Below are 19690 nucleotides of genomic sequence, written 5' to 3'. Positions count from 1 at the left end.
AGCGGAAACGGAGCGTCAGGCGGCCGGAGCGGTCCGCAGATTGGCCTCCACCCAGGTGACCACATCGCGGGTGGAGGTGCCCGGAGTGAAGATGCCGACGACACCCATCGCCTTGAGCTCGGGAATGTCGCCGTCGGGGATGATGCCGCCCGCGAAGACCTTGATATCGGCGGCGTCCTGCTCCTTGAGCAGGGCCACCACCTTGGCACAGAGCGTCATATGGGCGCCGGAGAGGATGGACAGGCCGATGCCGTCGGCGTCCTCCTGGATGGCGGTGTCCACGATCTGCTCCGGAGTCTGGTGCAGGCCCGTGTAGATGACCTCCATGCCCGCGTCACGCAGCGCCCTCGCGATGACCTTGGCCCCGCGGTCGTGACCGTCGAGACCCGGCTTGGCGACGACCACGCGGATCGGTCCGGACACTCCCATTCCTGCCTCCAGCATCTTCTCCGACTTGCGTTAACACTCAATAACAACTCTGGAGGGAGGGTAGCGCCACCTGCACCACTGCGCCGTTTCGCGAACACAGCAGAGGGGAAAATCACAAGAGGATTCACCGCTCGCTCTTGCCTCGGCGAGCCGTCCGGCAGCGGGCCACCACCCCGGTCGGCGGCGGACCCGCGGAGCGCAGCGCACCGGGGAGCCGCACTCCACTACGCCTCCGCCCTGCCCGGGCACGCTCCGGCATGTCCGGGCGCCTGCGGGCGGTGCTGCGCCGCTGCAGGCTGCCCGCTGGTCGGGCACGGGGGCATCGGCGCCTCCCCGGCCGCACGCCGGGGAGGTGGGGGGCATGACCGTCCCGTTCCGCAGGGCCGCCGTCACGGCCCGCGCCGTGGGAGGAGAGGCCGCTGCCCTCGCCGGGCATCTGCTGCGGTACCCGGCGGGCATCCCCCAGGAGCCCTGGCCGCTGCTGCCGCCGCCCTGCCCGCCGCACCGCCCGTCCGCACCGGGGACGGGCGGCGAACCACCGACCGACTCCGCGGCGGAGACGCCCCCCGCCCCGGGGCCGGTGCTGTTGCTGCACGGCTTCGTCGACAACCGGTCCGTCTTCTCGGTGTTGCGCCGGGACCTGCTGCGGCACGGCTGGCCGCATGTCCACGCGCTCAACTACAGCCCGCTCACCTCGGACGTCCGGGCCGCCGCGGTGCTGCTGGGGCGGCATGTGGAACAGGCCCGCCGGATCCACGGGGACGAGCGGATCGCGGTGGTCGGCCACAGCCTCGGCGGGTTGATCGGCCGCTACTACGTCCAGCGACTGGGCGGGGACGAGCATGTCCACTCGCTGGTGACGCTGGGGGCTCCGCATCGGGGGACGTTCGCCGCCCGACTGCCCGGCCTGCTGCCGATCACCCGCCAACTGCGCCCGGAGAGCGATCTGTTCAGGGAGCTCGAGTTGCCGGCTCCGGACTGCCGCACACGTTTCGCCGCCTTCTGGAGTGATCTGGACCAGTTGATACTCCCTGCCCGATTCGCCCGTCTGGACCATCCGGATCTGAGGGCGGAGAACATCCTGGTGCCCGATGTGGGACACCTGACGCTGACCGTCCACAGCGAGGTGCTGACCGGCCTCAGAAGGTTCCTGCTGCAGCAGTCCACCTGCGAGGACCGGGCCGCTCAGCGGGATGTGCGGCCACCCGACCGCCTGACTGCCTGACAGATTCCGGGGGCCTGCGGCCCGGCCCCGCCCGGTCCTCACCGGTCGGCCGGTCTGCCTGGAAAGATTGTCGCCGGTCCGCCTTCGGGGATACAGTCGCCGCTGATCCTCCTGCTGTCGAGGCGAAAGTGGAGCCGGTGGCATACGAAGGCCATGGTGCTGGGGCTGTGTTTCCGCCCCCTGCCGCGCATGACCCCCTGTATGCCGAGACCTCCTACGACACCACGGGCACCTGGTACGGCTACGGCGGTGTGACCGCCGAGCAGTCCGGCGCCTGGCCGGCCGCCCAGGAGTGGCAGCAGCACCAGTACCAGGCCGCCTACGGCCAGAGCTACGACTACGCAGCCGGGACCGCCTTCGCTCCGGACCCCACCGCGACCGTCTCCTGGGGCACCGCCGCCTTCACCTCCCCCGACGCCACCGGCCAGTACACCGTGCAGGACCTCTACGCGGCCACCGGCTACGGCGACTACACCGCCGACCAGGGCTACCAGCAGTACGCCGGCTACGACCAGGCCCCGGTCCCCGGGGCCGGGTACTACGCGAACGGCTCGGCTCAGGCACAGCAGCCGCAGGACGAGGCCCAGCCGTACGACGAGGCCCAGCAGTACCAGGACGCCCAGCCGTACGACGAGATGCCGGCCGAGGCTCCCGCGGAGGCGGATGCCGAGCAGGGAGACCTCCCCTACGAGGCGTACGACTCATACGAGTACGACTCCTACGAGTACCCGTACGAAGGCGACCACGCCGAAGGCGAGGCGTCGGACACGGCCGAGCCGCTGGACGACGCCGAGCAGCCGGTGCAGGCCGACGACGACCGGCCCGACACCGCCTTTGCGGCGGCTCCCGCCAGCGGCCGCGCCGCCGCCCGGGCCGCCTCCCGGGGCAGGCCCCGCACCGCCAGGCGCTCGGCACTGCTCACCATCGCGGTCCCGTCGGTCGCCGTGATGGGGGTGGCCGCGGCGGCCGCCGTCACCGTGAGCGTGCCCGACCAGGGCTCCACCCATGAGACGGCCGCCGGCAGCCCGGATGCCACCGCCTCCCCCAAGACGGCAGCCACCGCCTCCAAGCTGGACACCCAGCTGGCGGGCCTGCGCAAGGACGCCGACGACTTCGCCGGCCGGGTGAGCCGCAACCAGGCCCGCCTCGACCTGAAGGCGCGGCAGGCGGCGGAGAAGGCCCGCAAGGAGGCGCTGCGGCCCAAGTTCGTGCTGCCGGTGACCGAGCGCGGCCTGTCCGCCACCTTCGGCATGGCGGGCACCCACTGGGCGGCGCTGCACACCGGTATCGACTTCCCGGTGAGCTGGGGGACCAGTGTCCACTCCGCCACCGACGGCACCGTGCGCACCCAGTGGAACTCGGCCTACGGCTATATGGCGATCGTCACCGCGTCCGACGGCAGCGAGACCTGGTACTGCCACCTCAGCTCGTACAAGATCCGCTCGGGCAAGGTGAAGGCCGGCGACACCATCGCCTACTCCGGCAGCAGCGGCAACAGCACCGGGCCGCACCTGCACTTCGAGGTCCACCCCGGCGGGGAGGGCACCCCCGCGGTGGACCCGATCCCCTGGCTGCTCAGCCATGGGCTCGACCCCCGCTAGCCAGCGACTGACCCCTCCGCACCGCGCTCCGCCGTCCCGGCCGGCCCCGTACACCCCGGGCAGCGGGCAGACCGCGGCTGGGCCCCGGCCCCGTGGGGGCCGGGCCCGCAGCGGTTCCCCGCGCCCCGGGGGCTACAGCTTCTCGACCGGCGCGTAGCGCAGCAGCAGCCGCTTCCGGCCCGCCCCGCCGAAGTCGATGGTCGCCTGCGCCTTGTCGCCGACCCCGGTGGCCTCGACCACCGTGCCCAGACCGAAGGTGTCATGGGTGACCCGGTCCCCGACGGAGAGCGCGACCACCTCCCGCTCCTGGACCTTGCGGGCCGACCTGCCCCAGCCGGACGGCGGCGACGAGGTACCGGAGCGCCCGCCGACCGTGCCGCCGGAGGACGGCAGGGCGGCCGCACCGGACCGCTTCCAGTCGACCAGTGACTCCGGGATCTCCTCCAGGAAGCGCGAGGCCGGGTTGTAGGACGGCTGCCCCCAGGCGCTGCGCATCACCGAGCGGGTGAGGTAGAGCCGCTCCCGGGCGCGGGTCACCCCGACATAGGCGAGCCGCCGCTCCTCCTCCAGCTCCTTGGTCTGGCCGAGGGCCCGCATGTGCGGGAAGACGCCGTCCTCCATGCCGGTGAGGAAGACCACCGGGAACTCCAGGCCCTTCGCGGTGTGCAGGGTCATCAGGGTGATCACCCCCTGAGCCTCGCCGTCCTCCGAGTCAGGGATCTGGTCGGAGTCGGCGACCAGCGCGACCCGCTCCAGGAAGTCCGCCAGGGTGCCGGCCTCGGTCTCCTGCTCGAACTCCAGGGCGACCGCGGCGAGTTCCTGGAGGTTCTCGATCCTGGTCTCGTCCTGGGGGTCGGTGGAGGCCTGGAGCTCGGCCAGATAGCCGGTCTCCTCCAGGATCGCTTCCAGCACCACGGCGGGGCCCGCGCCGCCCTCGGCGACGCCCCGCAGCTTCTCCAGCAGGTCGTTGAACTTCCGCACCGCGTTGGCGGAGCGGGCGGCCATGCCGTAGGCCTCGTCGACCCGGCGCAGGGCCTGGGCGAACGAGATCCGCTCGCGCAGGGCGAGCGCCTCGATCATCGCCTCGGCGCGGTCGCCGATGCCGCGCTTGGGGACGTTGAGGATGCGGCGCAGCGGAACGGTGTCCTCGGGGTTGGCGAGCACCCTCAGATAGGCGAGGACGTCCCGCACCTCCTTGCGCTCGTAGAAGCGCACCCCGCCGACCACCTTGTACGGCAGGCCGACCCGGATGAACACCTCCTCGAAGACACGGGACTGCGCATTGGTGCGGTAGAAGACCGCGACGTCGCCGGGGCGTGCGTCGCCCGCGTCCGTCAGCCGGTCGATCTCCTCGGCGACGAACTGGGCCTCGCCGTGCTCGTCGTCGGCGACATAGCCGATGATCCGGGCGCCGTCGTCGCCGGCCGTCCAGAGGTTCTTGGCGCGGCGGTTGGTGTTGCGCTCGATGACCGCGTTGGCCGCGGTGAGGATGGTCTGGGTGGAGCGGTAGTTCTGCTCCAGCAGGATGGTGGTGGCGTCCGGGTAGTCCTCCTCGAACTGGAGGATGTTGCGGATGGTGGCACCACGGAAGGCGTAGATCGACTGGTCGGCGTCGCCCACCACGCACAGCTCGGCCGGGGGCACCTCGGCCAGCCCCTCCGCGGCCGGATTGACCAGGTCGCCGTCGACGGTCCGCTTGGGCGCCTGGCCCACGGCGCCGCCGGTGAGTTCGCGCACCAGCATGTACTGGGCGTGGTTGGTGTCCTGGTACTCGTCCACCAGGATGTGCCGGAACCGCCGCCGGTAGTGCTCGGCCACGTCGGGGAACGCCTGCAGCAGATGCACCGTGGTCATGATGATGTCGTCGAAGTCCAGCGCATTGGCCTCGCGCAGGCGCCGCTGGTAGAGGGCGTACGCCTCGGCCAGCTTCTTCTCCATCGGGTTGGCCGCCCGGTCGGCGAAGGTCTCCTCGTCGACCAGCTCGTTCTTCAGGTTGGAGACCTGTGCGGTGAAGGACTTCGGCGGGTACTGCTTGGGGTCGAGGTCCAGGTCGCGGCAGACCAGCGCCATCAGCCGCTGCGCATCCGCGGCGTCGTAGATGGAGAAGCTGGAGGTGAAGCCCAGCCGCTTGCTCTCCCGGCGCAGGATGCGCACACAGGCGCTGTGGAAGGTGGAGACCCACATCGCCTTGGCCTGCGGTCCCACCAGGTGCTCGACGCGCTCGCGCATCTCGCCGGCTGCTTTGTTGGTGAAGGTGATCGCCAGGATCTCCCCCGGCCGTACCCCCCGGGCGGCCAGCAGATGGGCGATGCGGTGGGTGAGCACCCGGGTCTTGCCGGAACCGGCGCCGGCCACGATGAGCAGCGGGGAGCCGGAGTGCACCACGGCCTCCCGCTGCTGCGGGTTCATCCCGTCCAGCAGCTGCACCGGGTCGACCACGGTCCGGGGCGCGCCGTTGCGGTGGTACGCCTCCCGGTCGACCGGGGCGGTGAAGTCGCCCTGGAAGAGGTCGTCGGGGATGGCCTCCTCGTAGGGGGAGTCCTCCTCCGGGTGCGGGGGCGGCTCCTCCGCGGCGAAGTCCGCGAAGTCCGCAGGGGCGGCGAAGTCCGCAGGGGCGGCGAAGTCCGCGGGGGCAGCGTAGTCCGCAGGGGCCGCCGACGCCGCGGGAGCCCCGGGCGCCGTACGCCGGGCAGCGGACGCCTTGGGCGGTGCGGCTGGCCCGTCGAGACCGGGGAGGGGGATGTCGTCAAAGAGGCTACTCATCGCCTCCCGAGTCTATGACCTGCCTGGGACAACGGTCCGCCGCTCAGCCGATCCCAGCCGGGCCCGCACCACCAGCTCGTTCAGCTCCCGGTGTCCGCCCTGCCGCTCCGGCAGGGCTCCGGCCTGCTGCGAGGCCTCCAGCTCGGCCTGCATCGTCTGCATCGACCTCCGCAGCCGGTCCCGGTCGGGCGCCCCCGGCAGCTCGGAGCGCAGCCCGTGCTCGGCGAGCGCCTTGGCCGCCACCAGCTCCCGCAGGAAGGCAGGTGCCGAGGCGGTCTCGTCCAGCAGGCTCGGCAGATGGGACTGCACCTCACCGCTGCGCATCAGATGGATGCCGGTGAGCAGCGCCCGGAAGGTGTAGAGCAGCGGCTTGAGCTCGTCGGTCCGCTCGAACAGCCGCCACTGGGTGCGGGCGAAGCCCTGGTAGTGCGCGGCGTGGTGGCGGGTGAGGACGAGGGGCGCCAGCGCCTTCAGCTCCTGGTGCACGGGGCTGGTGCGCACCACCAGCGGGGAGAGCAGCTGCTCCAGCACATAGCCGTTGCGCCGCAGCATCAGCCGGGCGAACTTGGCCAGGTCATGGGTGACCATGTCCAGCTCCACGCCCTCACGGAGCCACATCCGGCTGATGGTGTCGCGCGGGGTGTCGAGGCCGATCAGCTCCTCGACCGGCAGCAGATGGGCGCCGCGCAGATCCACATCGGAGTCGGCGGAGGCGAAGCCGTACAGATGGGCGCCGGAGACGGCGACAAACACCAGCGGCTGATCCACTCCCTCGGCCAGTACCGCGTCCAGCTCCGGCACACCCGCCGCCGCCAGCGCGTCCTTTGTCGTGGTCGCCTCGGTCATCTCGCGCTCACCCTCTCGGCGTCCAGTGTCCGGCGCGGGATCGCAGCCAGCCACCCGGGAGCGCGGCGGACCGCGCGGGCAGCCCCGCGTCCCCGCGTCCGGGCCGCCCGTGCGGGGACCGGATCAGGTCCAGAGAGTGGCGATGAAGATATTGGCGGCGGTGAGGCCTCCGATGGCACCGACGACCCCGGCCGGGGCCTTCTCCTCGTCCCGGTTGACCCAGACCAGCAGCAGGATCACCACCAGGACGGCCAGCTTGAGGCCGATCTTGATCATGTTGGGGTGGTGGTGGTTCGCCTCGTTCAGCCCCACCAGCAGCAGCCCGGTGACCAGCATGGTCAGCGCACCGTGCACCATGGCGGTCACCACCCGGGCCTCGCCCGCCTTCAGCGCCTTCAGCTGGGTGAGGAACCCGCCGAGCAGCGCGGCGATGCCGATGATGTGCAGGGCGACGAAGAAGTTGATGAGGACGTTCACCCGGCCGATGCTATCCGCGCACCCCTGGCGGCCTGCCCGCGCCCCCGGCGGCCGGGCCGCACCGCAGGTCAGGCCGCACAGCAGGTCGGACGGCACCGCAGGTCAGGCGGCACCGCGGGTCCCGGCGCGCTCCTTGCGCTCGGCGCCGTCCGCGCGGTGCAGTGTGTCGAACGACGAGTCGAGCCAGCGTCGCAGGACCCGCCCCGCGGGCCGTTCCACCCACCGGTTCACCAGCCAGGCGGCGCCCAGCAGCGCGGCGCACACCACCGCCAGCAGCAGATACGGGGGCAGGGTGTCGTGCAGCTCCATCAGCGCGATCCAGCCGATCTCCTCGTGCAGCAGATAGAGCGGGTAGGTGAGCGCCCCCGCGGCCGTCAGCCACCGCCAGCGCACCCGGTCGAAGGCGCCCAGGGCGGCACCCAGCACCAGCAGGAACATCGCGCCCAGCAGGGCCAGCACCACCGGGAAGGAGAGCGGGTGCCCGGAGCCGCTGACATACGGGACCATCAGCGGGTGCATCTCATGCTGGGCGACCAGCCAGGAGAAGCCGACGATGCCCCACAGCAGCGGGTTGGGTCCCACCCGGTGCATCAGGTACATCGCCACCCCGGCGATGAAGAACGGCGCGTACATCGGCATGACCACCAGGTCGAGCAGCGGCAGCTGCGCCCGCGGGGTCAGCAGCACCGCGAGCATCCAGATGCCGCAGAAGAGGACCACCCGCCGATAGGTCAGGCCCATCGTCGCGACGATGCCGAAGATCACATAGAAGCGGAGCTCCACCCAGAGGGTCCAGTACACCGGGTCGACATCGGTGACCTTGAGTCCGGCCTGAGACATCGTCAGATTGCTGAGCACCTTGCTGAGGGTCAGTTCGCTGCCCGGCACCCAGGGCGGCCGGACCAGGAAGAGCACCGCCGAGGTGACCAGCATGCAGAACCAGTAGCCCGGCATCAGCCGCGTCACCCGGGACCGGAAGAAGTCCTTGGCGGTGCGGCCCCAGCAGGACATGCAGATCACAAAGCCGCTGATCAGAAAGAACAGCTCGACGCCGATCCAGCCGTACTGCCCGACCACATGCGCGGCCGGGACGGTCTCCTTGGTCCGGCCGCCCCAGATCACCCGGGCCTGCTGGATGCCGGTGTAGTGCCAGGCCACCACCCCCAGGGCCGCCAGCAGCCGCAGCCCGTCGAGCACATGCAGTCGGGAGCGGCCGGACGGTCTGCGCCAAGAGCCCCTCGCCTGCCCTGAGGGCGACTGCCCCGGCGGGTACCCGGGCTCGGCACTGCGGTCCAGGTGCTCGGGCTGTCCCGGCTGTCCCGGCTGTCCCGGCTGTTCCGGGCGTTCAGGGCGTTCAGGGCGTACCGGTGTGACGGTGGGTGGCATAGGGCCGGGTCTCTCCGGATCGGGATCGGGGGCTTCTGCCTGCCGCCGCGCTGGGCAACGACCCGATCGACCCTACCCACGGCATCCGCCCCGACCTAGGACCTGACCTGCCGAGGTGAAGAGACCCTCACACAGTCGGCACCGCTCGTCCCTGTCGCACCCCGCCCGCCGGGCCTGGCGGCCGGGCGGACGGAGGGAGCGGGCGGCCGGTCAGACCAGTCGGCGGGCGGTCGCCCAGCGGGTCAGCTCATGCCGGTTGCTCAGCTGCAGCTTGCGCAGCACCGCCGAGACATGGCTCTCCACCGTCTTCACCGAGATGAAGAGCTGCTTGGCGATTTCTTTGTACGCATACCCCCGCGCTATCAGCCGAAGCACCTCGCGTTCCCGCTGGGTGAGCCGGTCCAGGTCCTCGTCCACCGGAGGGGTGTCGGTGGCCGCGAAGGCGTCCAGGACGAACCCGGCCAGCCGCGGGGAGAACACCGCGTCGCCGTCGGCCACCCGGAAGATGGCCGCGACCAGGTCCGTGCCGGTGATGGTCTTGGTGACATAGCCGCGGGCACCGCCGCGGATCACCCCGATCACGTCCTCCGCCGCGTCGGACACCGACAGCGCGAGGAAGCGGACCGCCGCCGCACCGTCGGCACCCTCGGTCATCAGCGGCGCACAGCGGCGCAGCACCTCCACACCGCCGCCGCCGGGCAGATGCACATCGAGCAGCACCACGTCCGGCCGGGTCGCGGTGACCACCGTCACCGCCTGCTCCACGTCGTCGGCCTCACCGACCACATCGATGCCGGTACGCCCGGTCTCGCCGATCTCGGCCCGCACTCCGGTGCGGAACATCCGGTGGTCGTCGACCAGCACCACCCGGACCTGCCGGTCCTGCCCCGCCCCTGCCGCTTCCTCGGTCCCGGTCATGCGTCCGCCCTCTCCATCTCCAACTCGACCTCGGTACCGCCGGCCGGAGCGGGCCGCACCCGCGCATGCCCGCCGTTGCGCCGCATCCGGCCGATGATCGACTCCCGTACGCCCATCCGGTCCTCGGGCACCGCGTCGGGGTCGAAGCCGGGGCCGCGGTCGCGTACGAAGACCCACACCGTCGCCCCCTCCACCTCGGCATAGACCTGGACCGGTCCCCCGCCACCGTACTTGGCGGCGTTCACCATGGCCTCACGCGCGGCCTGCAGCTGCGCCGCGAGCCCCTCGTCCATCGGGCAGTCGCCCACACAGACCACCTCCACGGGCACCCCGTGCAGATCCTCCACCTCCGCCGCCACCTTGCGCACCGACTCCGCCAGGGTGTCCGGATTGTCCGCCGCCGCCTCCGGGCGGTAGAGCCACTCCCGCAGCTCGCGCTCCTGGGCGCGGGCCAGGCGGGCCACCTCCTTGGCGTCCTCGGCATTGCGCTGGATCAGGGTGAGGGTGTGCAGCACCGAGTCATGGATGTGCGCTGCGATCTCGGCCCGCTCCTGCGCCCTGATCCGCTCCCGGCGCTCGGCACCGAGGTCCTGCCACATCCGCAGCGCATACGGGCCGACCAGGACCAGCACCCCGGCCAGCACCGCCAGCGACGCCTCCAGCACCGCGCCGAGCTGGGTCTCCGAACCCTGGAGCACCAGCAGGCCGATGATGCCCGCGGCCACCAGCACGACCCCGGCGACGATCCGGGTCACCGCGGTGCGCCGCTTGCTGCCGTCCAGGCCGAACCAACGCTGCCAGCGCGAGTCGTCGGCCTGCCGCCACACCAGGGCGACACCGACGCCGATGGTGAGCAGCGGCCAGACATACGGCTTGGCAGCCTGGATGTGCAGCGCGTTGAGCAGCGTCAGGATGCCCACGACCACGGCGAGCAGCGCCACCAGCTGCCCCAGGTTCTCCCAGGTGGTGCGCCGCGGCGGGGCCGTGGCGGCCGCCGCGTCCGGCGGCAGGCCGAAGGTCTCGCCCTGCAGGGTCCGCTGGAGCCCTTCGCGGAGCCTGCCGATCCAGCCTCGGCTGCCCTTGTACAGCGGTACGCCCCGCGCGCCCGGCACAAAGGCGCCCCCCACATAGGCCCACTCCCCCGCGCCGCGCGCCGGTTCGCCGATGCCTATGGGCACCACGAACCAGAAGGCGGCGTAGAGCAGCACGCCGATGCCGTCGGCGAAGAAGAGCAGCACAAAGGCGATCCGCACCCAGGCCACCGGAAGCCCCAGATGCGCCGCGAGTCCGCTCGCCACCCCGCCCACCATCCGCCGCTCCGGGCTGCGGTAGAGCTTGCGGTACGGCGCCTGCCCCTGGGCCGCGGCCGCCGCACCGGAGGTGTCGCCGGACGTACTGGACGGCCCCGCGGCGCCCAGGGGCGCGGCGGGGTCGGCGGGAACGGAGTCTGCAGGGGGTTCGCTGCTGCCGGGTGCTGCCACCCACCGATCGTCACACGTTCGCGGGTACGGGCGCATCAGGGTCCCGCCCCTGACTCTCTCAGGGAGAGATCAGGGTCGGTGCAGGGCCGGAACCGGTTGGAGCGGGCGGCCCGCACCCGCAGGATGGGAGCATGACGGACGACCGGATCCCGCCCTCCCGCTCCGAGGAGCGCCCCGCCACCGACGGCGACCCGCAGCCGGCTGCCGAGACGGACGGCAGCGCGGCGTACGGCGGCGCGGCGTACGGCGGCGGCGCGGACGACGGCGCGGACGGCAGCGCGACGGACGGCAGGCCGGCCGGCGGCAGCGGCGCGGACGGCGCCGGTACGGGCGGCAACGGTACGGGCGGCAACGGTACGAGCGGCGGCGCAGGCGGCAGCGGCGCCACGGCCGCCGACGGGAACTCCGGCGACGGCTCAACGACCCGGCCGCCGCTGGTGCGCAGCGACCGCCACCGGGTGGTGGCCGGCGTCTGCGGCGGCCTGGGCCGCCATCTGGACATCGACCCGGTGGTCTTCCGCGTGGTCGTCGCGGTGCTCTGCCTCTCGGGCGGACTGGGGCTGTTCCTCTACGGCCTGGCCTGGCTGATCGTCCCCGCCGAGGAGTCGAAGAAGACCGAGATCCAACGGGTCCTCACCGGGCAGGTGGACGCCCAGTCGATCGGCGCGGTGCTGCTCACCGTGATCGGCACCGGGGTCTTCTTCTCCTGGATGGGCCGCGGCGACCATCTCTTCCCGCTGCTGCTGCTCGGCGTGCTGATCTTCTTCGCACTGCGGTACGACCCCGAGCGGCGCCAGCAGCGCGGCGAGGGCTTCCTCCGGAAGCAGCGCCGGCCTGGCCCCTACGACCGGCACCCGATGGACCGCGACGAGCTCCGCGCCCGCCGGGAGGAGTGGCGCGAGCAATGGCAGGAGCACCGTCGGCAGTTCCGTCAGGAGTGGGCGGAGCGGCGCGAGGAGATGCGGCGCTCCCGGCCGTCCCCGAGCGGCTACCGCTGGGACCCGCGGCATCCCGAACGCAACCCCTATGACCTGCACGGCCCGCATGACGCGCCCACCCCGCCGCCGGCCCCCGCCCCGGCCTGGTGGCAGCGCGAGGACCTGCCGGTGGGCGATCCGCTGCGCAAGTCGACCGCGGGCGCGACGACGGCGGGCGCGACGACGGCGGCGGCCGACGAGCCCGGCGCGGCGCCTGCCGCACCGCCCTGGGCTGCCCCCCGGCCGGGGCCCTACCACCCGCCGTACCAGCGTGAGCGCAGCTTTCTCGGTCCGGCCGCCTTCCTGCTGTCGCTGGGCGCGGGCGCCGCGGTGTGGGCCGGCTCGGGCGGCGAGCACGGCAATGTCCGGCTGACCACGGTCCTGGCCACCGTCCTGCTGGTGCAGGGCCTGGCGCTGGTGCTGGCCACCCGCCGCGGGCGGGTGCGCGGCCTGGTGCTGCCGGCCCTGCTCACCACGCTCGCACTGGCCGCGGCCGGCACCTCGGACCTGCCGCTCAAGGCCTCCGTCGGCGACCGCACCTGGGCCCCTGCCGCGGTCTCCCAGGTCCAACCGGTCTACAGCCTGGGGGCCGGCGACGCCCGGCTGGACCTCTCCCGGATCGACCCGGCCGGCGCCACCGTCAGCACCAGTGTGCGGCTCGGCGCCGGCTCCCTCGCGGTCACCGTGCCGGACGACGTCCGGGTGCAGATCACGGTGCGCAGCGCCGCGGGCGACATCCAGCTGCCGGACGGCAACCACAACGGCGGCCTCGGCAACGAGCAGCGGGCCGACCTGCCGCCGCGCATTGGCACAGAATCGAAGGGCACCATCAACCTCGACCTCGAGGTCGGGCTGGGAGACGTAAGGGTGGTTCGCCAATGAAGCGCCACGAGGTCGACATCTTCTCTCTCATCGCCGGACTGACCTTCACCGCCATCGCGATCGTCTATCTGATCGCCTCGCTCAACGACCGCTCGGTCAACGGCCGCATCGTGATCCCGGTCGCCCTGATCTCGCTGGGCACCGCCGGCCTGGCCGGGGCGGTCGTCCGGATGGCGCGGCGCAACCGGCAGGCGGCGGCCGAGGCGCTCGCCGACGACCCCGTCGCCGCCGTTCCGCCGCCGCCCGAGGACCCCGCCCCCTGACCCTGCGGATCACCCGTCCGGAGCAACCGCGGCCGGCGGACTCCCCGCTGCCGGCCCCCGCACCGCGGGGACCGGCCCGGTGGATCCATGGCAGCGGGCCGCTGGGCGCGAGGCGAGCCCAGGCCGCCCTCAGCGGCGGGTCGGGGGACGGGACCGCCGGGCACGGTTCGCCCTCACAGCTGCCCGACGGCACAGCCGGGCGGTCCCGGCGGCGCAGCGAGGCTCCCCCGGGGCCGGGAAGGATCCCGCCGGGGATCCGTCCTGACCGGTCGCCCGGCGGGGCATCCCGGCGCGCGGCCGCACAGCAGCCCGGCACCCCGGCCACGCGATCGACGCGGTCGGCGCGGTCCGGTGCAACCCGGTTGCCACCGGGCGACGTCCTGTTCGACGAGTGTCATGACGCGAGCAGTACGCCACGGGGGCCGCCTTGATCCGTCCGACAGCCATCATCCTTGCCTTCGCCCTGTGCATCGGCGGAGTGCTCGCAGCGGTCACCACCGACTGGACGGCCTCCGCCACGGCCACCGCCGCCTCCCCGGCCCCACCGCTGCCGCCGCCCCCGGTCCCGGCTGCGGCTCCTTCCCGGACCGGGACGCAGCCGTCCGCCACCGCCCGGCCCAGCGCGACCGCCGACCAGTGGTCCCAGAACGCCCTGCGCGACCGGCTGGTGGCCGAACTCGACGCCACTGACCCCGGGCGGGCGCTGGCGGACCTGGAGAAGGCGATCACGGCCCACCCCGATGTCGCCCGCTACTGCCACCCCATCGCCCATGAGCTGGGCCACGCCGCGCTGGAGAAGTACCACGGCTCCTTCGACACGGCCGTGCACTACCGCAATGACGTCTGCGGTTCCGGCTATCTGCACGGCATCGTGGAGGAGAAGCTCGCCGAGAGCCCCGCCCCCGCCACGGATGTGACCACGCTCTGTGCGCCGCAGCAGAGTGCGTCCTGCATCCATGGCATCGGCCACGGCGCGATGTTCGTCGCCAAGCTGGATGTGCCCGGCGCCGAGCGGCTCTGCTCCAGGTTCACCGCCGCCTACGCCGTCACGGCGTGCTCGGAGGGCATCTTCATGCAGTTCTTCGAGCCCGACGAGAGCGATCCCCGGGCGATGGCCAACCTGCCCGCCGACCGTCTCGCCGCCGAACCCCTCTACCCCTGTCCTGAGCAGCCCGTCGCCTTCCGAGGAGCCTGCTACTACTACGCCCCGGCCTACTTCCTGCAGAAGCACGACTATGCGCACCACCCGGAGTCGTATGCCGCCGGGCTCACCTGGTGCCGCAACGCCCCGGTCTCCGACGGGGGCCGGAACGCCTGCACCATGGGGCTGGGCTCGCGGATCATGAAGTACAACATCGACCGCGAGCAGTGGTCCGCCGACCAGTGCGAGCACGCCGCCGCGGACCAGCGGGCGCCCTGTGTCGCCGGTCTGGTCAGCTACTACCGCGTCCACTACCACGACCAGGGGGCCGCGAGCAGGCTCTGCGGCAAGCTGTCCGGGGCGGCCCGCACGGACTGCCGGGCCGCCGCCGGCTACAGCACCACTGCCGACTGAGCCGCGCTCAGCTCTGCTTCTGCCCCAGCTGCAGCCGGTCCCCGTTGCGGGTGATGCCGTACTTGGCGAGGCCCGTGGTGGCCGGGCCCGCCTCGCGTGCACCGGTCGCCGCGTCGAAGACCGAGTTGTGGCAGGGGCAGACCAGCTTGCCGTCCTTGGGGGCGTTCACCACGCACTGGGCGTGCGGGCAGACCGCCGAGAGGGCGGTGTACTGGCCCTGCTGCGGCTGGAGCACATAGACGGCGTCGCCGGTCGCCGGGTCCGTGGTCTTCACCGCCCCACCCACCTGGACGTCGGCAACGGCCACCGTGGGCGCGTTCCCGGCGCCGGCCGGGGGCTGCGCCGAGCTGCCGCCGGACGCCGCCGGCGGAGTCGTGGTGGTGCCGGCGGCCGGAGTCCCGTTCTTCCGTCCCAGGCGGGCGGCCAGTGAACCGGCGAGCAGGCCGGTCCCCGCCACCGCGACGGCCGCGACACCGCCGTCGATCAGCGCCCGGCGGCGGACCGTCCCCGGCGGGGTGCCCACCGCCCGCTCCCGATCGGAGCGGCGTGCCAGCAGCGCGTCCACCGAGAAGCGGGGCGCGCCGCCGAGCAGCAGCGGCACCCAGGCCATCATGAACGGCAGGTCGTTGCCGAGGTAGTACGGGTGCACCTGCCAGCTGACGGTCAGCCAGAGGGAGAGGTTGATCAGTACGCCGCCGAGGGCCGCCAGCCGGGTCCAGAACCCCAGCAGTGCGCCCAGCCCCACGGCGAGCTCGCCGAACGCCATCGCCAGTGCGAAGGGTGTCGGGTTGTTCAGTGCCTGGTCCAGCAGCGGACCGATCGGGCTGGCGCCCTTCACCGCCTGGGTCTGCGACACAAACGATGCCGGGTCGGCCGCTCCGCCCAGATAGTGGGCGTCGGCCAGCTTGTCGATGCCGGCATAGACGAAGGTCGCCCCCAGAAAGAGGCGCAGCGGCAGCGTCGCATGCCTCGCCGCCTTGGCTCTCCAGCCGGTCTGCGCCGCACCCCCGCCCGGCGACCGGTCCCTGCGCCGCATCCCGCGGGTCGCCACCGTGTCGACGTCCGACATGTCCGCCATCCTGCACCTCTCCCGTACTCAACCGACGATCCTGCCCGGACGCACACACGTTTGGCCACACGTAGTACGCAGTGGATCGCCGGTTGGTTCAATACGGGAGCGGTCGATTACGGACGGTCGATCACAGGCGGTCGGTCACAGTCGCTCGATCTCCGCCAGGTCGATGTCGATGTCGATGTCGATGTCGAAGGGGACGGTGATCTTCAGGCGGTCGTGGTGGATGCCGCAGGGAACATAGACGCCGGTTGCGGGCTCGAGCTCGAAGACATAGACCACGGGGCGGCCCCGGTCGGCCTCGACCCGCCAGAAGTGCGGGATGCCCGCCTTCGCATACAGCTGGGGCTGCGCTCACGGTCGCGCTTCTCGGAGTCCGGCGAGACCACCTCCACCGCCAGCAGCACATCCTCGGCGCGGTAGTGGGTCTGCTCCGGGCCGGTCTCGGCGGCCGCCGAGACCACCGCGACATCCGGCTCCGGGCACTGCCGGGGCTCCAGGACGACCGTCATCTCCCGCCGCACCCGGAGGTGACCCGGAGCCGTCCTGCGCAGGCCGACCATCAACAGGTCGACCGCCAGGGAGTGGAAGTTCCGCTGCGGGCTCACGAAGACCAGGCGCCCGTCGATCAGCTCGGTGTGCGTCGGGAGGTCGGGCATGTGCAGAAGATCGTCCACGGTGAAGCCGCCCTCCGGCGGGATCGGCCAGGCGGGTACGGGTTCGGCGGTCATGATTCCTCCCATGGACGGGATCGTGCGCCGCTCACCAGCGTAGGGGCCGGAAACGGCCGCGCCGCCACCCGAAGGAAGTCGGGTGGCGGCGCACACGTTGACGCAAGGTTGGGATCATTCCCACTCGATGGTGCCCGGGGGCTTGCTGGTGACGTCCAGCACCACCCGGTTGACGTCGGCGACCTCGTTGGTGATCCGAGTGGAGATCTTCGCCAGCACCTCATAGGGCAGCCGCGACCAGTCGGCGGTCATGGCGTCCTCGGAGGAGACGGGGCGCAGCACGATGGGGTGGCCGTAGGTGCGGCCGTCGCCCTGGACGCCGACCGAGCGGACATCGGCGAGCAGCACCACCGGGCACTGCCAGATCTCGCGGTCCAGGCCTGCCTCGGTGAGCTCCTCGCGGGCGATGGCGTCGGCCTCGCGCAGCAGGTCCAGGCGCTCACGGGTGACCTCGCCGACGATCCGGATGCCGAGGCCGGGGCCGGGGAAGGGCTGCCGCTGGACGATCTCCTCGGGCAGGCCCAGCTCCTGGCCGACCATCCGGACCTCGTCCTTGAACAGCTTGCGCAGCGGTTCGACCAGCTGGAACTGAAGGTCCTCGGGGAGGCCGCCCACATTGTGGTGGGACTTGATGTTGGCAGTGCCGGTACCGCCGCCGGACTCCACCACATCCGGGTAGAGGGTGCCCTGGACCAGGAACTCCACCGGGTGGTCGTCGGGCGCCTCGGCGACGATCTCGGCCTGCGCCTGCTCGAAGACCCGGATGAACTCCCGGCCGATGATCTTGCGCTTCTGCTCGGGATCGGAGACCCCGGCCAGCGCGGCGAGGAAGCGCTCGGATGCATCCACGACCTTCAGCTTCACGCCGGTCGCGGCCACGAAGTCCTTCTCGACCTGCTCGGTCTCACCCTTGCGCATCAGACCGTGGTCGACATAGACGCAGGTCAGCTGGTCGCCGATGGCCTTCTGCACCAGAGCGGCGGCAACGGCGGAGTCCACGCCGCCGGACAGTCCGCAGATCGCCCGCCGGTCACCGACCTGCTCGCGGATCAGGGTGATCTGCTCGTCCACGACATTGGTGGTGGTCCACTCGGGCTTGATCCCGGCACCCCGGTAGAGGAAGTGCTCCAGGATCTGCTGGCCGTGCGTGGAGTGCAGCACCTCGGGGTGGTACTGGACGCCGTAGAGGCGCTTCTCGTCGTTCTCGAACGCGGCGACCGGCACCACGTCGGTGGACGCGGTGACGCTGAAGCCCTCGGGCGCGGCCGAGCAGGCGTCGCCGTGCGACATCCACACCGACTGCTCGGTGGGAGTGCCCTCGAAGAGGGTGGAGCCGGGCTTGGAGACCGTCAGCGCGGTGCGGCCGTACTCACGGGCACCGGTGTTGTCCACCGTGCCGCCGAGGGTGGTCGCCATCAGCTGGAAGCCGTAGCACATGCCGAAGACGGGGACGCCGGCCTCGAACAGCGAGCGGTCGAGGCTGGGCGCGCCCTCCGCGTACACCGACGAGGGGCCACCGGAGAGGATGATCGCCTTCGGCCGCTTGGCGAGCATCTCGGCGACCGGCATGGTCGACGGCACGATCTCGCTGTAGACGCGGGCCTCGCGGACCCGCCGTGCGATGAGCTGGGCGTACTGGGCGCCAAAGTCGACGACCAGGACCGTGTCGGTCGTCTGCTCGGTCTGTACGGGGGTCGCTGAAACCACGTGCGGCCTTCCGGCGGGTGCTGCGGAACCCTCCTGCCGGACGACGGGCTCGGAGGGCGGGTCGGAACTCCAGTCTACCGGCCGCCGCCCCGCAGCCCGCCGGGCAGGCTGCGGCGGCGGTGGCATGCGCTCAGGCCCGGCCGCGGGACAGTTCCAGCAGCAGCCTGGCGACCTCGGTGCCGGCGCGGCCCAGCTCGGTGCGGAAACGCTCCATGATCTCCAGCTCCCGGGCCAGCGCGAGCCGCGGGCCGCCGCTGGCGATCCTGGCCTGCTGGACCTCGGCGGAGGCGGCCATGCGCTGCTTGACCAGTTCGATGATGCGGCCGTCGAGATCGTCGATCCGGGCCCGGGCGCCGGCGATCACGGTCGCCGCCTCGGCGGGATCGAGCCGGGCTGCGGTGGTGGTGGTCGCGGTGGTGGTGGTCGCGGTGGTGGTGACGGGGCTGGTCATGAGGTCCTCGTTCCTGGTGGCGGGAGGCCCTTCCGCCGACCGGACCGGAGACGACAGGCGCCCCGGGCCTTGTCGGCCCGGGGCGCCTGTTCGGAGTCTGCGTCAGTCGTTCTGTACGGCAGCAGCACCCAGGCATCCGGACCCGCCGGTGCCATAGGTAAACGAGAACTGCTCGACTGCGAACGACATGCCTCCAGTATGGCCCCGGGCGGCGAGTCCGGCCAGCCGCTTTTCGGATGGTGAGACCCCGCCCGGCCGACCCTCGCGGCCCTTTCACCCGTTCGGCTCGGCCGCCGGGCGTGACCGGCCGCCGTCCGGGCTCGTTGTCCCCTGCGACCGTACGAGCGCGCCCGCACCAGCCAGGGCGGACCGCCGGGCCCCTCGCACGGGGCCGTTCCGTACGGCCTGTAGGACCACGCGTGGAACTTCCAGTCCACCGGCGCGTTGAGGCGCGTGGCCCGCCCCGCTCCGGCCTGCGCCGGCCGAGGCCGGGCCCGCGCCGTGGGACACCGCGTCGGTGCTGTGACCGGACAGCAGGGGACAGCGGCCCGGTCACGACTGAAAAGGAAGGGCGGCCGGTCCCGGGGACGCCCGGGCCGGCCGCCCCGCCGACCGGTGGCGCCGCGACCCGCGAACGGGGCGCACACCGACCTCCCACCAGCGCACACGCCATAAACGTGCGCCCCCTATGCGCCCTTTGCAGAGCGTAACGATCGCCAGGCTGCGCCACCCCGAAGCCCTCGGCCGGCCCGCAGCAGGAGAACGGTGGCACCGGAGTGTGCCGAACCGGTTGCACAGACCCCTCCTGGTCCAGCACGATGCTGGTGAGGGGGTTCACCGCAACCACGGTCGCGGCGGCGGGACCGCCGGGTGAGGCGACGCCGAAACCAGGCGATGACAACGGTTATCAGATCACGCTCCGTGAT

Annotated in this window: 15 protein-coding genes and 2 pseudogenes; 5 read left to right on the top strand and 12 right to left on the bottom strand. The window is 72.2% G+C overall.

Features of this window, described 5'->3' with window-relative positions:
- Window positions 1–15 precede the first annotated feature (15 nt).
- On the bottom strand, window positions 16–429 hold the full coding sequence (locus AB0761_RS22500; RefSeq protein ID WP_377270904.1) for a cobalamin B12-binding domain-containing protein: 414 nt from the start codon (window positions 427–429) through the stop codon (window positions 16–18).
- 361 nt (window positions 430–790) lie between these two features.
- Between AB0761_RS22500 and AB0761_RS22495 the strand changes: the two genes are divergently transcribed.
- Window positions 791–1654: an esterase/lipase family protein gene (locus AB0761_RS22495; protein ID WP_377270903.1), complete on the top strand. Its 864-nt coding sequence runs from the start codon at window positions 791–793 to the stop codon at window positions 1652–1654.
- 167 nt (window positions 1655–1821) lie between these two features.
- The gene (locus tag AB0761_RS22490) at window positions 1822–3255 is read left to right on the top strand and encodes a M23 family metallopeptidase (RefSeq protein WP_377270902.1); all 1434 of its coding nucleotides are present in this window, start codon (window positions 1822–1824) and stop codon (window positions 3253–3255) included.
- Between the two features lie 132 nt (window positions 3256–3387).
- On the opposite strand, the gene pcrA is transcribed toward AB0761_RS22490, so the two are convergent.
- The 6 genes from pcrA to AB0761_RS22460 all read right to left on the bottom strand — a co-directional run bounded on the left by pcrA (window position 3388) and on the right by AB0761_RS22460 (window position 11126).
- The gene (gene pcrA / locus AB0761_RS22485) at window positions 3388–6018 is read right to left on the bottom strand and encodes a DNA helicase PcrA (protein ID WP_377270901.1); all 2631 of its coding nucleotides are present in this window, start codon (window positions 6016–6018) and stop codon (window positions 3388–3390) included.
- A 12-nt stretch (window positions 6019–6030) separates the two neighbouring features.
- Window positions 6031–6864 carry a DNA polymerase beta superfamily protein gene (locus AB0761_RS22480; RefSeq protein WP_377270900.1) on the bottom strand — a complete coding sequence of 278 codons (834 nt, stop codon included), beginning with the start codon at window positions 6862–6864 and terminating at the stop codon, window positions 6031–6033.
- 123 nt (window positions 6865–6987) lie between these two features.
- Window positions 6988–7341: a hypothetical protein gene (locus AB0761_RS22475; RefSeq protein WP_377270899.1), complete on the bottom strand. Its 354-nt coding sequence runs from the start codon at window positions 7339–7341 to the stop codon at window positions 6988–6990.
- Window positions 7342–7443: 102 nt separating this feature from the next.
- On the bottom strand, window positions 7444–8538 hold the full coding sequence (locus AB0761_RS22470; RefSeq protein WP_377270898.1) for an acyltransferase family protein: 1095 nt from the start codon (window positions 8536–8538) through the stop codon (window positions 7444–7446).
- Between the two features lie 399 nt (window positions 8539–8937).
- Window positions 8938–9645, bottom strand: coding sequence for a LuxR C-terminal-related transcriptional regulator (locus AB0761_RS22465; protein ID WP_377270897.1), 708 nt, complete (start codon window positions 9643–9645; stop codon window positions 8938–8940).
- Window positions 9642–11126, bottom strand: coding sequence for a PspC domain-containing protein (locus tag AB0761_RS22460; protein WP_377270896.1), 1485 nt, complete (start codon window positions 11124–11126; stop codon window positions 9642–9644). The genes AB0761_RS22465 and AB0761_RS22460 overlap by 4 nt, the downstream gene beginning before the upstream one ends.
- A gap of 131 nt (window positions 11127–11257) precedes the next feature.
- Between AB0761_RS22460 and AB0761_RS22455 the strand changes: the two genes are divergently transcribed.
- The 3 genes from AB0761_RS22455 (at window position 11258) to AB0761_RS22445 (ending at window position 14803) form a co-directional block, all read left to right on the top strand.
- Entirely contained in the window at window positions 11258–12985 is a 1728-nt protein-coding gene (locus AB0761_RS22455) for a PspC domain-containing protein (protein WP_377270895.1), read from the top strand.
- The gene (locus AB0761_RS22450) at window positions 12982–13248 is read left to right on the top strand and encodes a hypothetical protein (protein ID WP_377270894.1); all 267 of its coding nucleotides are present in this window, start codon (window positions 12982–12984) and stop codon (window positions 13246–13248) included. Before AB0761_RS22455 ends, AB0761_RS22450 begins: the two co-directional genes overlap by 4 nt.
- Window positions 13249–13675: 427 nt before the next feature.
- Window positions 13676–14803 carry a hypothetical protein gene (locus AB0761_RS22445; protein WP_377270893.1) on the top strand — a complete coding sequence of 376 codons (1128 nt, stop codon included), beginning with the start codon at window positions 13676–13678 and terminating at the stop codon, window positions 14801–14803.
- A gap of 7 nt (window positions 14804–14810) precedes the next feature.
- Here the strand turns inward: AB0761_RS22445 and AB0761_RS22440 are convergent, their stop codons facing one another.
- The 5 genes and pseudogenes from AB0761_RS22440 to AB0761_RS22420 all read right to left on the bottom strand — a co-directional run bounded on the left by AB0761_RS22440 (window position 14811) and on the right by AB0761_RS22420 (window position 18764).
- Complete coding sequence (locus AB0761_RS22440; protein WP_377274261.1) at window positions 14811–15077, bottom strand: Rieske (2Fe-2S) protein; 267 nt, start codon at window positions 15075–15077, stop codon at window positions 14811–14813.
- A gap of 252 nt (window positions 15078–15329) precedes the next feature.
- Window positions 15330–15839: pseudogene (locus AB0761_RS22435) on the bottom strand (TQO small subunit DoxD); the annotation flags it as partial.
- A 177-nt stretch (window positions 15840–16016) separates the two neighbouring features.
- A pseudogene (locus AB0761_RS22430) lies at window positions 16017–16606 on the bottom strand (Uma2 family endonuclease).
- A 114-nt stretch (window positions 16607–16720) separates the two neighbouring features.
- Window positions 16721–18313, bottom strand: coding sequence for a glutamine-hydrolyzing GMP synthase (guaA, locus tag AB0761_RS22425; RefSeq protein WP_377270892.1), 1593 nt, complete (start codon window positions 18311–18313; stop codon window positions 16721–16723).
- 130 nt (window positions 18314–18443) lie between these two features.
- A complete protein-coding gene (locus AB0761_RS22420) occupies window positions 18444–18764 on the bottom strand; it encodes a chorismate mutase (protein WP_377270891.1) in 321 nt (106 codons plus the stop codon).
- Window positions 18765–19690 lie beyond the last annotated feature (926 nt).

Source organism: Peterkaempfera podocarpi (assembly GCF_042466665.1).
GTDB lineage: Bacteria > Actinomycetota > Actinomycetes > Streptomycetales > Streptomycetaceae > Peterkaempfera > Peterkaempfera podocarpi.
Note: the sequence above shows the minus strand (reverse complement) of the source record. Positions and strands in the feature narration are given on the sequence as shown.

Coding starts and splice junctions, on each gene's coding strand:
- AB0761_RS22500 (WP_377270904.1), bottom strand. CDS start 429: ATGGGAGTGTCCGGACCGATCCGCGTGGTCGTCGCCAAGCCGGGTCTC.
- AB0761_RS22455 (WP_377270895.1), top strand. CDS start 11,258: ATGACGGACGACCGGATCCCGCCCTCCCGCTCCGAGGAGCGCCCCGCC.
- AB0761_RS22495 (WP_377270903.1), top strand. CDS start 791: ATGACCGTCCCGTTCCGCAGGGCCGCCGTCACGGCCCGCGCCGTGGGA.
- AB0761_RS22420 (WP_377270891.1), bottom strand. CDS start 18,764: ATGACCAGCCCCGTCACCACCACCGCGACCACCACCACCGCGACCACC.
- AB0761_RS22480 (WP_377270900.1), bottom strand. CDS start 6,864: ATGACCGAGGCGACCACGACAAAGGACGCGCTGGCGGCGGCGGGTGTG.
- pcrA (WP_377270901.1), bottom strand. CDS start 6,018: ATGAGTAGCCTCTTTGACGACATCCCCCTCCCCGGTCTCGACGGGCCA.
- AB0761_RS22450 (WP_377270894.1), top strand. CDS start 12,982: ATGAAGCGCCACGAGGTCGACATCTTCTCTCTCATCGCCGGACTGACC.
- AB0761_RS22465 (WP_377270897.1), bottom strand. CDS start 9,645: ATGACCGGGACCGAGGAAGCGGCAGGGGCGGGGCAGGACCGGCAGGTC.